The sequence below is a fragment of the Pseudomonas cuatrocienegasensis genome, assembly GCF_900110925.1.
Classification (GTDB): Bacteria; Pseudomonadota; Gammaproteobacteria; order Pseudomonadales; family Pseudomonadaceae; genus Aquipseudomonas; species Aquipseudomonas cuatrocienegasensis.
In genome coordinates this window covers 297,919-310,388 of sequence record NZ_FOFP01000003.1, presented here as the reverse complement: position 1 = coordinate 310,388, position 12,470 = coordinate 297,919, and the positions used below count along the sequence as shown (strand labels likewise).

Genomic DNA, 12,470 nt, shown 5'->3' with positions numbered 1-12,470 from the left:
GCCAACCCATGCCGGGTTGGGCATGTGGTTTTAGAGGGCTGAGGCATGTCGAGAGTCTGTCAAGTTACCGGTAAGGGTCCGGTAACCGGGAATAACATTTCCCACGCAAACAACAAAACCCGTCGTCGTTTCCTGCCGAACCTGCAGCATCACCGCTTCTGGGTCGAGTCCGAGAAGCGCTTTGTTCGTCTGCGCGTCTCTGCCAAAGGCATGCGTTGCATCGACAAGCGTGGTATCGATGTCGTTCTGTCCGAGCTGCGTGCTCGCGGCGAAAAGGTTTAAGGAGCTAGTCATGCGCGAATTGATCCGTTTGGTGTCCAGCGCCGGTACCGGCCATTTCTACACCACCGACAAGAACAAACGCACCACCCCCGACAAGATCGAAATCAAGAAATTCGATCCGGTCGTACGCAAGCACGTGATGTACAAGGAAGCCAAGATCAAGTAATTGATCGACGCCTCTTCGAAAAAACCCACCTTCTGGTGGGTTTTTTTTCGCCTGAATTTCTAGCGGATGAAAAAAGCCCGCCGGGTAGGGCGGGCTAAAGGGTGACGCATGACGGGGCGGGTCAGTCGGCGGCTTGCTCGAAGATCACGTAGACCTTGCGGCAGGGTTCGAGGACTTCCCAGGTGCCGGTGAAACCGGCGGGGATTACGAAGCGATCACCGGCACGTACGGTTTTGGCATTGCCGTCCTGGTCACGCAGGACTGAGACGCCGTGCAGGATCTCGCAGTATTCGTGTTCGGTGTAATGGATCGTCCACTGGCCGATATCGCCTTCCCAGATGCCGACATTGAACTGGTTGCAGGGGCTGGCGTAGTGATTGCGCACACTTTGCGCCGGGTCGCCCTTGAGCACTTTTTCCGCTGCGGGGCGGTAGTGGTCCGGGGTGCTGCTGGCTGTGGCGAAATCGACGATCTGTTCGATGCTCATCGGGGGTCCTGTGGTGCGTCGGTGCGGGTGGTCGATGACGGCAGTCTATGTTTAATAAAACGAACAAGACAAGGGTGTTTGCCGCGGCTTTGTCAAAAATATTGAAAATATCCCGGCCCCTGGTTTAGTGTGGTCTCCACGATTAGGCCCGAGTTGGGCGAATGCGTGTTTTCCTTGGCGCTTTGTAACTGCCAGTGGAATGGGCCGATGACAGCTTTTAATCGCCCAAATGACGCGAACTGCCGCTAACGCCAAATATTAGCGCTGCACTTGTGAGTGCTTCGCTGGGTGTAGCAGCGTGTGCATTCGTCTGCTGCGTGCCTTGCAGAATTATTGACAGTGTCGGCGCGTGCCGTGCGGCACTAATCACCTGACAGAGGATGCCCGTAATGACCACCCTGACCCGTGCCGATTGGGAACAACGTGCCCAGCAGCTGAACATCGAAGGCCGTGCCTTTATCCATGGCGAGTACCGCCCCGCCGTTTCCGGGGCCACGTTCGAGTGCCTCAGCCCGGTTGACGGCCGCCTGCTGGCGACCGTTGCCAGCTGCGATCTGGCCGATGCCGAGGCGGCTGTGGCCGATGCCCGCGCTACCTTCGATTCGGGTGTCTGGTCGCGCCTGGCTCCGGTTGCGCGTAAAGCGATCATGCTGCGTTTCGCCGACCTGATCGAGCAGCATGGCGAGGAGCTGGCCCTACTGGAAACCCTGGACATGGGCAAGCCGATCAGCGACTCCTATGGTATCGACGTGTCGGGTTCGGCGCGGGCGATCCGCTGGAACGCCGAGGCCATCGACAAGATTTACGACGAAGTGGCCGCCACGGCCCATGATGAACTGGGGCTGGTCACGCGTGAGCCGGTCGGCGTGGTCGCTGCCATCGTGCCGTGGAATTTTCCGTTGATGATGGCCAGCTGGAAGCTTGGTCCGGCGCTGGCCACCGGTAACTCGGTGATCCTCAAGCCATCTGAAAAATCGCCGCTGACCGCCATCCGTATTGCCCAGTTGGCCATCGATGCCGGCATCCCCGCCGGGGTGCTGAACGTGCTGCCGGGCTATGGTCACACCGTGGGCAAGGCCCTGGCCCTGCATATGGATGTCGACACCCTGGTGTTTACCGGTTCGACCAAGATCGCCAAGCAGTTGATGATCTATGCCGGCGAGTCAAACATGAAGCGCGTGTGGCTGGAGGCCGGTGGCAAGAGCCCGAACATCGTCTTTGCCGACGCGCCGGACCTCAAGGCCGCTGCCGAAGCGGCGGCCGGTGCCATCGCCTTCAACCAGGGCGAGGTCTGCACCGCCGGTTCGCGTCTGCTGGTGGAGAACTCGATCAAAGCGCAGTTCGTGCCCCTGGTGGTCGAGGCGATCAAGACCTGGAAGCCGGGCAACCCGCTGGACCCGGCAACCAATGTTGGCGCGCTGGTCGATACCACACAGATGAACAACGTGCTGAGCTATATCCAGGCCGGCCACGATGATGGTGCCACGCTGGTGGCCGGTGGCAAGCGGGTGCTGGAGGAGACCGGTGGCACCTATGTCGAACCGACGATTTTCGACGGTGTAAACAACGCCATGCGCATCGCCAAAGAGGAAATCTTCGGCCCGGTGCTGTCGGTGATTGGCTTCGATAGCGCCGAGGAAGCCGTGGCGATTGCCAACGACACCATCTATGGCCTGGCGGCGGCGGTCTGGACCAGCAACCTGTCCAAGGCGCACCTGACCGCCAAGGCGCTGCGTGCCGGCAGTGTGTGGGTCAACCAGTACGACGGCGGCGACATGACTGCGCCCTTTGGTGGTTTCAAACAGTCGGGTAATGGCCGTGACAAATCGCTGCATGCATTCGACAAATACACCGAGCTGAAATCCACCTGGATCAAGCTGTAACCAAGTCGAGTGATGGGCGGGCATTTCATCGCCTAAAGGTCCGCCCCTAGGCGCCACACCTGCGGCCGGGTTTCCTTGGGAAATCCGGCCGTTTTGGTTTGATCGGCTCATAGTCGAGGTTAGACGCCTTGTAGGAGCGAATTTAGCGGCCGATGGCTACCTGATCGCGAATAAATTCGCTCCTACAGTATTTAAATCCACAGCCACGGCATAACGGAGTCTGGCGATGCGTTGGGGTACTTATTTCGCGGTCTGCGCTGCCGTCATCAGCATCGGTTTGGCCCTGGGCGTGACCATGCCGCTGGTGTCGTTGCGCCTGGAGGCGTGGGGCTATGGTTCCTTCGCCATCGGCGCGATGGCGGCCACGCCAGCCGTGGGCGTTTTGCTCGGCGCGTCGCTGGCCGGGCGGCTGGCCGGATACTTTGGCACCACCCGGTTGATGCAGATGTGCCTGCTGCTGGGCGCGGTCTCGGTAGCCCTGCTGGCGCTGGTGCAGAGTTACGCGGTGTGGGTGGCCTTGCGGTTGTTTATCGGGGTGGCGCTGACCGTGGTGTTTATCCTCGGTGAGAGCTGGATCAATCAGTTGGCGGTAGAGAAGTGGCGTGGTCGGCTGGTGGCGTTATATGGCACCGGCTATGCGCTCAGCCAACTGTGCGGGCCGTTGCTGCTCACCGCGCTGGGTACCCTGACCGATGCCGGCTTCTGGACCGGGGTGGGCCTGCTGATGGGCGGCTCGCTGCTGCTGATCGGCCGTACAGGGGCGCCGCAGGTGGATGGGCACAGCGCTTCCGGGCGCGGGCTGCTGCTGTTTTGCCGGACGCTGCCGGCGATCGCCTGGGCGGTGATGCTGTTTGCCGCATTCGAGGCGATGATGCTGACCCTGTTGCCGATCTACGGCCTGCGCCAGGGCTTCACTCAGGAGGTGGCGCTGTTCATGGTCAGCGTGGTGGTGGTTGGCGATGCGGCGCTGCAGTTGCCGATTGGCTTGCTGGCGGACCGGATTTCCCGGACCACGCTGTTTCGTGTGTGTGGGCTGGTGCTGCTGGTGTCCAGCCTGGCGATCCCGGCGACGCTGCATTCGCCGCTGATCTGGCCGGTGCTGGTGCTGTTCGGGGCCAGCGCGGGTGGTCTGTTCACCCTGTCGCTGATTCTGATTGGCGAACGCTACCGCGATGACCAACTGGTGCGCGCCAATGCCCACGTGGCGCAGCTGTGGGGCCTGGGTTGCCTGGTCGGGCCGCTGGCTACTGGTGCAGTCAGTCAGTGGGTCAGCGGCCATGCCCTGCCACTGCTGATGGCCTGCGGCGCGGCGGTGTTCGTCTGGCTGGTGATGCGTCACGGCGCGGTACCCGCCAGCGCCACGCCCTGAGACACGCTCAGCTTTTGTCGGCGTCGCTCAACTGCGCGGCGCACAGGCCGACCTGGCGCACCGCTGCTTCGATCTCTGCGCTGGGCTGGCTGGCGTAGTTCAAGCGCAGACAGTTACGGTACTTGCCGGCTGCGGAAAAGATACTGCCGGGGGCGATCTGGATGGCGTGGGCCTGTAGCTCGCGGTTCAGGCGCTGGCTGTCGAAGCCTGCCTCTAGCTCGAGCCACAGCATAAAGCTGCCCTGGGGCCGGCTGACCCGCGTACCGGCGGGGAAGTAGCGGCTCACCCAGTCGATCATCAGGTCGCGGCCGCGCTGGTACTGGGCACGCATGCGCCGCAGGTGGGGTTCGTAGTGGCCGGCTTCGAGGTATTCGGTGATCGCCAGCTGAGGCGCCTGGGCGGTGCTGCCGGTGCCCATGTACTTCATGTGCAGCACACGATCCAGGTAGCGCCCGGGGGCGATCCAGCCAATGCGCAGGCCGGGCGCCAGGGTTTTGGAGAACGAGCTGCACAGCAGCACCCGACCGTCTTCGTCATAGGACTTGATGGTGCGTGGCCGCGGGTAGCTGTAGGCCAGCTCGCCGTAGACGTCGTCTTCGATGATCGCCACGTCGTAGCGTTGCGCCAGAGCGAGCAGGGCGCGCTTGTTGGCCTCGGGCATGATGTAGCCCTGGGGGTTGTTGCAGGTCGGGGTCAGTTGGATGGCCTTGATCGGCCACTGTTCCAGGGCCAGCTCCAGGGCTTCCAGGCTGATGCCAGTGAGCGGGTCGGTGGGCAGCTCCAGGGCCTGCATGCCGAAGCCCTTGAGCGCCTGCATCACGCCGTGAAAGCTCGGCGAATCCACCGCGACTATATCGCCGGGCTGGCAGATGGCGCGGATCGCCGCCGACAGTGCCTCGTGGCAGCCGGTGGTGATGACGATGTCCTCGTAAGACAGGGCGCAGCCGGAGTCGAGCATCAGCCGGGCGATCTGCTCGCGCATGCCCTGGTGCCCGTAGATGCAGCCGTAGGTCAGGCTGCTGACATCCTGGCGGCGGCTGATGCGCGACAGTGAGCGCAGCAGCGGTTTGAGCGTCGGGCTGTCGATATCTGGCCGGCCCCGGCCAAGTTGTATCACCCCGGCACGGCTGGGCGGCAGGCTGATCAGCTCCAGCACCTGATCCCATTGCGAGACCTCCACCGGTCGCTGGGCCATGCGCGCCACCTGCGGCAATGCCGGCATCTGTCTGGCTGCAGGAACGAAATAGCCAGACTTGGGCCGGGGTGTGGCCAGGCCCTGATCCTCCAGGTGGCGGTAGGCCTGCTGCACGGTGCTCAGGCTGACGCCGTGTTCAGTGCTCAGGGCGCGTACCGAGGGCAGGCGATCTCCCGGTCGATAGAGGCCCTGCTCGATGCGCTCGCCAAGCAGTTCAGCAAGGTTCAGGTAGAGCGACATGGCGGTCTCTGTGTGAATAAGGGCCTAGGCGACCCATACAGTTGAAGGGAAAAACCAGCATTCAGTGTGATTGCCGAACGATCTGTATGGATTTAATAAGAGTTTTTTGAATCTGTCATGCTTTTTTCCAGCTTGTCATCATGAGTCTCACACCGCTCTCGGGAGAACCATGATGCACACCGTCGATGTTGTTCAGCCTACCCAGCCCTGCGCCGAGCCCCAGGGTGCACTACCGCCCTCGGGAATGGCCGGGGCCATTGCGCGCTGGCAGCAGGTGCACCAGCGTTTGCGTACCCGCCGCGCGCTGTTGCGTTTGAACGATGCGCAACTGGCGGATATCGGCCTGACCCGCGCCGAGGCCAATCGCGAGGCGCAGCGGCCGTTCTGGACGCTTTTATAGCGCACCTCGGAAGTCTGCCGACGTCCTAAGCCCGTGTTCATGGAGGAAATCATGGTTCCAGTAAATGATTGGCTGCTTTTTGCGGGCGCAGCACTGCTGATGGTCCTGACGCCGGGGCCGAACATGATTTACTTGATTTCTCGCTCTATCTGTCAGGGCCGCAGGGCGGGTGTGATATCGCTTTTCGGGGTTATGGCCGGCTTTCTTGTTCACATGTTCGCGGCAGCTGTGGGCATGACAGCGCTCTTCTTGGCGATTCCGTTGGCGTACGACGTTCTCAAGTGGGCAGGTGCGGTCTACCTGTTGTATCTCGCCTGGCAAGCCGTGAAGCCAGGTGCGCAGTCAGCATTTGAAGCCCGACAGCTTCCGGGGGATCGACCCTCCAGGTTGTTTCTGATGGGCTTTTTGACCAATGTGCTCAACCCCAAGATCGCGATTTTCTACCTTGCGATCTTTCCTCAGTTCGTATCGCCAGAGCACGGGTCGGTGTTGCTGCAAAGCATCCAGCTCGGGCTCACGCAGATCAGCGTAAGTTTTACGGTCAATTTGACCCTCGCATTGTCGGCGGGCGGCTTGGCTGCATGGTTTGTGCGCAACCCTCGCTGGTTGGCGGTGCAACGGTATTTCATGGGTTTTGTGCTCGCCGGGCTAGCCGTGCGTCTCGTCTCGGAGCAACGCAGGGCTGCTTAGCCACTCATTCTCCAGCGTGATGATCGCAAGCTGTCGCTACGTCAGAGCCTCTTTGCCGATGCCCGTTGATCCATGCGCAGCTCGGCCCGAGCTGCCTTAGGCGCTCTTATAGCGCCTCTTTAAACCGGTGCCAGAGCATGCCCAAGGCCAGCAGAGGCGAGCGCAGGTGTTTGCCGCCGGGGAAGGTCATATGCGGCACCTTGGCGAACAGGTCGAAGCCGCTGCTAGCCTGGCCCGCAATGGCTTCAGCGAGCAGCTTGCCGGCCAGGTGGGTGGCGTTCAGCCCATGGCCGGCGTAGGCCTGGGCGTAGAACAGGTTGGGATGCTCCTTGAGTCGGCCGATCTGGGGCAAGCGATTGGCGCCAATGCCGATCATCCCGCCCCACTGGAAGTCGATGCGGGTGCCCTCGAGTTGTGGGAATACTTCGAGCATCTTCGGGCGCATGTAACCGGCGATATCCGCCGGGTCGCGGCCCGAATAATGACAGGCGCCGCCGAACAGCAGGCGACGGTCGGCGGACAGGCGGTAGTAGTCGACCGTCACGCGCTGGTCGCAGAGCGCCATGTTCTGCGGGATCAGTGCACGCGCCTGGGCTTCATCGAGCGGTTCGGTGGCGATGATGTAGCTGCCTGCTGGCAGCACCTTGCCGCCGAGGCGCGGTTGTAGATCGCCCAGGTAGGCGTTGCAGCCGAGCACCAGATTATCGGCGCGCACCAGACCCTGGGCGGTGTGCACCTGGACCTGAGCGCCATAGTCGATACGCGTAACTGCGGAATCCTCGAACAGGCGTACACCCAGTGCCTGTGCGGCGGCGGCTTCGCCAAGGGCCAGGTTGAGCGGGTGCAGGTGGCCGGAGCCCATGTCGATCAGCCCGCCGACATAGCGGCTGGAGCCGACCACCTCGTGCATCTGCTCGGGTTGCAGCAGGCGCAGTTCATGGCGGTAGCCGAGGCTTTGCAGGTCCTGCACGTCTTCGGCGAAGCCCGCGAGGTCGCGGGGTTTGTTCGCCAGGTCGCAGTAGCCCCAGGTCAGGTCGCAATCAATGGCATAACGGGCCACGCGCTGGCGGACGATTTCCACGGCCTCCAGGCCCATGCGCTTGAGCTCGCGCACGCCCTCGTCGCCGATCAGCCCCTGGAACTGCTCCACGTCATGGCCGACGCCACGAATCAGCTGCCCGCCGTTGCGCCCGCTGGCGCCCCAGCCGATCTTGCGCGCCTCCAACAGCACCACCGACAGGCCTTTTTCGGCCAGCTCAATCGCTGTATTCAGGCCGGTGAAGCCGCCCCCGACAATGCACACGTCAGCGCGCACCTCCTCCGCCAGGCTAGGCAGCGTCAACTGCTGATTGAGGCTGGCGGCGTAATAGGAAGGAGCGTGCTGGGCGCGGCTAACACGGGCGTTCATGTGTGGAATCCTGAATGCGTGTGTAGAAAATTCAACGCAGCATAAGCGCGCAGTTCGTTTGTCGCCAAGGGGCGCGCGGAAAAAACCCGGTCACCGGCGATGCCGTGAAGGGCACACCTTGGGCATCGTCCGGTTTACCATTCGCACCTTATCTGTCTGGACCCACGCCCATGAGTTGCACCGATCGCCGGATCGACCACCTGCGCCTGCAGATTCCTGGCTTTGCCTGTGTGCCGGGCTGTCACGACTGCTGCGGGCCGGTCACCGCCTCGTCCGAGGAACTGGCGCGCCTGCCCGTGAAGAGCGAGGCCGAGCACGAGGCGGCGCTGGCCGAGTACAACTGCGTGCACCTGGGGCCGAATGGCTGCCAGGTGTATGACCAGCGGCCGTTGATCTGCCGGCTATTCGGCACTACGCCAAGGCTGCCTTGCCCACAGGGGCGTGGGCCGGAGCAGCCTATTGAGCCGGCGGTGGAGCAGCAGGTGCATCGCCTGATCGCCACGACGCGGCAGCGGCTTGTGTAGGGTGCGCTGTGCGCACCAGCTTTCGAGCCACTATTGCGTAGAGCCTTTACCGAAGCGGTGCGCACGGCGCACCCTACGAAACGTTCGCCGGCCCTGGCTCACTCCGGCACCGGCAGCGCCAGGCTTTCTTTCACTTCTTCCATGACGATATAGCTCTTCGACTCACGCACATGGGGCAGCTTGAGCAGGATGTCGCCGAGCAGCTTGCGGTAGCTGGCCATCTCGTTGATCCGCGCTTTCACCAGGTAGTCGAAGTCGCCGGACACCAGGTGGCATTCCAGCACATGGGGCAGCTTGAGCACGGCCCGGCGGAATTCCTCGAAGGTGTCGCCAGACTTGTAATCCAGGCTGATCTCGACGAACACCAGCAAGCTGGCCTTGAGCTGCTGCGGGTTGAGGCGGGCGTGGTAGCCCATGATGATGCCCTCGCGCTCCAGGCGGCGCACGCGCTCGGTGCAGGGGGTGGTCGACAGGCCAACCCGCTCGCCCAGCTCGGTAAAACTGATGCGGCCATCTTCCTGCAGGATACGCAGGATGTTGCGGTCGATCTTGTCCAGCTCACGTTTGCTCTGGTGCTGGGTACGCATAGGCGATGCCCCTCCGTGAAAAGCCTTTTTGCCGAGAATTCTCGCCAAATATAGCTATGCATATAGTGAAAAGCACTACGCGCGTCTTTTTATACTGCGCCTAACAATAGTCTTCGGCTAACAACCGCGGCGCTACGGCGCGGCGAGGAGCGCAACATGCGGGTTCTGGTGCTTGGAAGTGGTGTGATCGGTACGGCCAGCGCGTACTACCTGGCCCGTCAGGGCTTCGAGGTGGTGGTGGTCGACCGGCAGAACGGCCCGGCCCTGGAAACCAGCTTTGCCAACGCCGGCCAGGTGTCGCCTGGTTACGCTTCGCCCTGGGCGGCGCCCGGTGTGCCGTTGAAGGCCATCAAGTGGCTGCTGCAGAAGCACGCACCGCTGGCGATCAAGGCCACCGGCGACATCGACCAGTACCTGTGGATGGCGCAGATGCTGCGCAATTGCACCGCCAGCCGCTACGCGGTGAACAAGGAGCGCATGGTGCGCCTGTCCGAGTACAGCCGCGACTGCCTCGACGAGCTGCGTGCCGAAACCGGCATCAGCTATGAAGGTCGCCAACTCGGCACCACCCAGCTGTTCCGCACCCAGGCTCAGGTCGACGCTGCGGCCAAGGACACGGCGGTGCTGCAAGCGTCCGGTGTGCCCTTCGAGCTGCTCGACCGTGATGGTATTGCCCGCGTCGAACCGGCCCTGGCCGGGGTCAAGCACAAGCTGGCCGGTGCCCTGCGCCTGCCCAACGACCAGACCGGCGACTGCCAACTGTTCACCAGCAAGCTGGCGGAGATGGCCAAGGCGCTCGGCGTGGAATTCCGTTTTGGCCAGAACATTCAGCGCCTGGACGCCGTGGGCGACCGCATCAATGGCGTGTGGATCGACGGCAAGCTGGAAACCGCCGACCGCTACGTGCTCGCCCTCGGCAGCTACAGCCCGCAGTTGCTCAAGCCGTTGGGCATTCGTGCGCCGGTTTACCCGCTCAAGGGCTATTCGCTGACCGTGCCGATCGTCAACGCCGACATGGCGCCGACCTCGACCATCCTCGATGAGACCTACAAGGTCGCCATCACCCGTTTCGATGGGCGAATCCGCGTCGGCGGCATGGCCGAGATTGCCGGCTTCGACCTGTCGCTCAACCCGCGCCGCCGGGAAACCCTGGAAATGATCACCGCTGACCTCTACCCCGAAGGCGGTGATCTGCAGCAGGCCGAATTCTGGACCGGCTTGCGCCCGGCCACCCCGGACGGCACGCCAATTGTCGGTGCCACCGCGTATCGCAACCTGTTCCTCAACACCGGTCACGGCACCCTGGGCTGGACCATGGCCTGCGGCTCCGGTCGTCTGCTCGCCGACCTGCTGGGCGCCAAGCGCCCGCAGATCAGTGCCGAAGGCCTGGATATCTCGCGTTATGGCGCCCCGCGCGGCGTTCAGCAGCGTGCGCCACAGCCGGCGCGGACCTGATAGGCTGCGCGGCCCGATTTTTTCTGGAGAATCTGAATGTCGATCCAACGTCTGCATGTGGAAAAGCGCTACAGCGAAGTGGTGATCCACAACGATACCGTCTACCTCGCCGGCCAACTGGCCGACGATTACAGCGGCGACATTCGCCAGCAGACCCGCGAAACCCTGGCCAATATCGAGCGCATGCTGGCCGAGGCTGGCAGCGACAAGAGCAAGATTCTCTCCGTGACCATTTACCTCAAGGACATGGATGCGCATTACGCCGGCCTTAATGCCGAGTACGACGCCTGGGTCGCCGAGGGTGCTGCGCCGGCCCGCGCCTGTGTCGAGGCGAAGATGTACAAGCCCGAAGTGTTGGTGGAGATGATGGTGGTGGCGGCGCGCTAAGTGCCAGCAGGCTGTTGAAAACTACCTGCGTTGCCATCGCTGCGTTAAAAACAGGCCGGGACGCGGCGTCTCAAAATGCTCATTTACAACTCGTAAACTCGTGTGCGAGCCCAGTCCGTTTTTCGCCTGTTTTTGCGGGGCCGCCATCGGTATTGCGCTGGCTGCCTCGCCTACGTTTTCAACGACCTGCTAGGCCGCAGTATTTGTGTTGGCTTTTCGCCCGGCTGTCCCGCCGGGCTTTTTTTGACTGATGCCTGCGCGCATCCCGGTGCAGCGATAAGAGAGAAGTAACCTGTCATGCGTCCCGCCCGTGCCCTGATCGACCTCGACGCCCTGCGTCACAACTATCGCCTGGCCCGCGAGCTTAGCGGCGCTCGCGCCCTGGCCGTGGTCAAGGCCGATGCCTACGGGCATGGCGCCGTGCGCTGCGCCCAGGCCCTGGAGGCCGAGGCCGATGGCTTTGCCGTGGCCTGCATTGAAGAGGCACTGGTGCTGCGCGAAGCCGGGATTCGCGCGCCGATTCTGCTGCTCGAGGGTTTCTTCGAGGCCGACGAGCTGGCGCTGATCGAGCAGCATGAGCTGTGGTGCGTGGTCCATGCCCTGTGGCAGATCGAGGCCATCGAGCGTGCTCACTTGCACAAGCCCTTGCAGGTCTGGCTCAAGCTGGACTCGGGCATGCACCGTGTTGGTCTGCATCCCGCTGATTACCAGGCGGGCTACCAGCGCCTGCTGGTCAGCGGCAAGGTGAGCAAGATCGTGCTGATGAGCCACTTCGCCCGTGCCGATGAGCTGGACTGTGCGCGCAGCGAGGAGCAATTAGCCGTATTCGAACACGCGCGCCAAGGTTTGAGTGCCGAGGTCAGCCTGCGCAACTCGCCAGCCGTGCTCGGGTGGCCACAAGCGCCTAGCGATTGGGTACGCCCCGGCATCATGCTCTACGGTGCCACGCCCTTCGAGCAGGTGCAGGCTGAGGCCGCCCGTCTCAAACCGGTGATGACTTTGCAGTCGAAGATTATCAGCGTACGTGAGCTGCCGACCGGCGAACCGGTTGGCTACGGCGCGCGCTTTGTCAGTGAGCGGCCGACCCGTGTTGGTGTGGTCGCCATGGGTTATGCCGATGGCTACCCGCGCCATGCGCCGACTGGCACGCCGGTGATCGTCGACGGCCAGCGCACGCGTCTGATCGGTCGGGTGTCCATGGACATGCTTACGGTCGATCTCACCGATCTGCCGCAAGCCGGTCTGGGCAGCCAGGTGCAGCTCTGGGGTGAGCAGGTGCTGGCCAGTGAGGTGGCCGCCTGCGCCGAGACCATTCCCTATCAGCTGTTCTGCAACCTGCGACGTGTGTCGCTGGTTTACCGCGGATAAGGCGCAGCTGGGCAGTATTTACGATCAGT

At 62.8% G+C, this 12,470-nt stretch carries 14 protein-coding genes; 10 read left to right on the top strand and 4 right to left on the bottom strand.

What is annotated here, in order from left to right:
* Window positions 1-45: 45 nt before the first annotated feature.
* Window positions 46-282, top strand: coding sequence for a 50S ribosomal protein L28 (rpmB, locus tag BMW49_RS06475; RefSeq protein ID WP_069516515.1), 237 nt, complete (start codon window positions 46-48; stop codon window positions 280-282).
* A gap of 10 nt (window positions 283-292) precedes the next feature.
* Window positions 293-448, top strand: coding sequence for a 50S ribosomal protein L33 (gene rpmG / locus BMW49_RS06470; RefSeq protein ID WP_003464575.1), 156 nt, complete (start codon window positions 293-295; stop codon window positions 446-448).
* Between the two features lie 121 nt (window positions 449-569).
* On the opposite strand, the gene BMW49_RS06465 is transcribed toward rpmG, so the two are convergent.
* Window positions 570-935, bottom strand: coding sequence for a cupin domain-containing protein (locus BMW49_RS06465; RefSeq protein WP_069516514.1), 366 nt, complete (start codon window positions 933-935; stop codon window positions 570-572).
* Window positions 936-1,324: 389 nt separating this feature from the next.
* Here BMW49_RS06465 and BMW49_RS06460 point away from each other — a divergent pair, with 389 nt between their 5' ends.
* Both BMW49_RS06460 and BMW49_RS06455 read left to right on the top strand, forming a co-directional pair.
* Window positions 1,325-2,818 carry an aldehyde dehydrogenase gene (locus tag BMW49_RS06460; RefSeq protein WP_069516513.1) on the top strand — a complete coding sequence of 498 codons (1,494 nt, stop codon included), beginning with the start codon at window positions 1,325-1,327 and terminating at the stop codon, window positions 2,816-2,818.
* A 226-nt stretch (window positions 2,819-3,044) separates the two neighbouring features.
* Window positions 3,045-4,187 (top strand): MFS transporter, encoded by a 1,143-nt coding sequence (locus tag BMW49_RS06455; protein WP_069516512.1) that lies wholly within the window; start codon window positions 3,045-3,047, stop codon window positions 4,185-4,187.
* Between the two features lie 7 nt (window positions 4,188-4,194).
* Here the strand turns inward: BMW49_RS06455 and BMW49_RS06450 are convergent, their stop codons facing one another.
* Window positions 4,195-5,622, bottom strand: coding sequence for an aminotransferase-like domain-containing protein (locus BMW49_RS06450; RefSeq protein ID WP_069516511.1), 1,428 nt, complete (start codon window positions 5,620-5,622; stop codon window positions 4,195-4,197).
* 172 nt (window positions 5,623-5,794) lie between these two features.
* On the opposite strand from BMW49_RS06450, the gene BMW49_RS06445 reads away from it, so the two are divergent.
* Together BMW49_RS06445 and BMW49_RS06440 are read left to right on the top strand one after the other, a co-directional pair.
* Window positions 5,795-6,022 carry a DUF1127 domain-containing protein gene (locus BMW49_RS06445; RefSeq protein ID WP_069516510.1) on the top strand — a complete coding sequence of 76 codons (228 nt, stop codon included), beginning with the start codon at window positions 5,795-5,797 and terminating at the stop codon, window positions 6,020-6,022.
* Between the two features lie 51 nt (window positions 6,023-6,073).
* Complete coding sequence (locus BMW49_RS06440; protein ID WP_069516509.1) at window positions 6,074-6,712, top strand: LysE family translocator; 639 nt, start codon at window positions 6,074-6,076, stop codon at window positions 6,710-6,712.
* 106 nt (window positions 6,713-6,818) lie between these two features.
* On the opposite strand, the gene BMW49_RS06435 is transcribed toward BMW49_RS06440, so the two are convergent.
* Window positions 6,819-8,120 (bottom strand): NAD(P)/FAD-dependent oxidoreductase, encoded by a 1,302-nt coding sequence (locus BMW49_RS06435; protein ID WP_069516508.1) that lies wholly within the window; start codon window positions 8,118-8,120, stop codon window positions 6,819-6,821.
* 170 nt (window positions 8,121-8,290) lie between these two features.
* Here BMW49_RS06435 and BMW49_RS06430 point away from each other — a divergent pair, with 170 nt between their 5' ends.
* Window positions 8,291-8,644, top strand: coding sequence for a YkgJ family cysteine cluster protein (locus tag BMW49_RS06430; protein ID WP_069516507.1), 354 nt, complete (start codon window positions 8,291-8,293; stop codon window positions 8,642-8,644).
* A 98-nt stretch (window positions 8,645-8,742) separates the two neighbouring features.
* On the opposite strand, the gene dadR is transcribed toward BMW49_RS06430, so the two are convergent.
* Window positions 8,743-9,231 (bottom strand): transcriptional regulator DadR, encoded by a 489-nt coding sequence (gene dadR / locus BMW49_RS06425; protein WP_069516506.1) that lies wholly within the window; start codon window positions 9,229-9,231, stop codon window positions 8,743-8,745.
* Window positions 9,232-9,387: 156 nt separating this feature from the next.
* On the opposite strand from dadR, the gene dadA reads away from it, so the two are divergent.
* The 3 genes from dadA to alr all read left to right on the top strand — a co-directional run bounded on the left by dadA (window position 9,388) and on the right by alr (window position 12,441).
* Window positions 9,388-10,686 (top strand): D-amino acid dehydrogenase, encoded by a 1,299-nt coding sequence (dadA, locus tag BMW49_RS06420; protein ID WP_069516505.1) that lies wholly within the window; start codon window positions 9,388-9,390, stop codon window positions 10,684-10,686.
* Between the two features lie 36 nt (window positions 10,687-10,722).
* On the top strand, window positions 10,723-11,073 hold the full coding sequence (locus BMW49_RS06415; RefSeq protein ID WP_069516504.1) for a RidA family protein: 351 nt from the start codon (window positions 10,723-10,725) through the stop codon (window positions 11,071-11,073).
* 297 nt (window positions 11,074-11,370) lie between these two features.
* A complete protein-coding gene (gene alr / locus BMW49_RS06410; protein WP_069516503.1) occupies window positions 11,371-12,441 on the top strand; it encodes an alanine racemase in 1,071 nt (356 codons plus the stop codon).
* Window positions 12,442-12,470 lie beyond the last annotated feature (29 nt).

Bases quoted from the DNA above. Each gene is read 5' to 3' on its own strand.
- BMW49_RS06435 (WP_069516508.1), bottom strand. From the start codon at position 8,120: ATGAACGCCCGTGTTAGCCGCGCCCAGCACGCTCCTTCCTATTACGCC.
- BMW49_RS06415 (WP_069516504.1), top strand. From the start codon at position 10,723: ATGTCGATCCAACGTCTGCATGTGGAAAAGCGCTACAGCGAAGTGGTG.
- BMW49_RS06450 (WP_069516511.1), bottom strand. From the start codon at position 5,622: ATGTCGCTCTACCTGAACCTTGCTGAACTGCTTGGCGAGCGCATCGAG.
- BMW49_RS06445 (WP_069516510.1), top strand. From the start codon at position 5,795: ATGCACACCGTCGATGTTGTTCAGCCTACCCAGCCCTGCGCCGAGCCC.
- BMW49_RS06440 (WP_069516509.1), top strand. From the start codon at position 6,074: ATGGTTCCAGTAAATGATTGGCTGCTTTTTGCGGGCGCAGCACTGCTG.
- BMW49_RS06465 (WP_069516514.1), bottom strand. From the start codon at position 935: ATGAGCATCGAACAGATCGTCGATTTCGCCACAGCCAGCAGCACCCCG.
- dadR (WP_069516506.1), bottom strand. From the start codon at position 9,231: ATGCGTACCCAGCACCAGAGCAAACGTGAGCTGGACAAGATCGACCGC.
- BMW49_RS06430 (WP_069516507.1), top strand. From the start codon at position 8,291: ATGAGTTGCACCGATCGCCGGATCGACCACCTGCGCCTGCAGATTCCT.
- BMW49_RS06460 (WP_069516513.1), top strand. From the start codon at position 1,325: ATGACCACCCTGACCCGTGCCGATTGGGAACAACGTGCCCAGCAGCTG.
- BMW49_RS06455 (WP_069516512.1), top strand. From the start codon at position 3,045: ATGCGTTGGGGTACTTATTTCGCGGTCTGCGCTGCCGTCATCAGCATC.
- rpmB (WP_069516515.1), top strand. From the start codon at position 46: ATGTCGAGAGTCTGTCAAGTTACCGGTAAGGGTCCGGTAACCGGGAAT.
- alr (WP_069516503.1), top strand. From the start codon at position 11,371: ATGCGTCCCGCCCGTGCCCTGATCGACCTCGACGCCCTGCGTCACAAC.
- dadA (WP_069516505.1), top strand. From the start codon at position 9,388: ATGCGGGTTCTGGTGCTTGGAAGTGGTGTGATCGGTACGGCCAGCGCG.
- rpmG (WP_003464575.1), top strand. From the start codon at position 293: ATGCGCGAATTGATCCGTTTGGTGTCCAGCGCCGGTACCGGCCATTTC.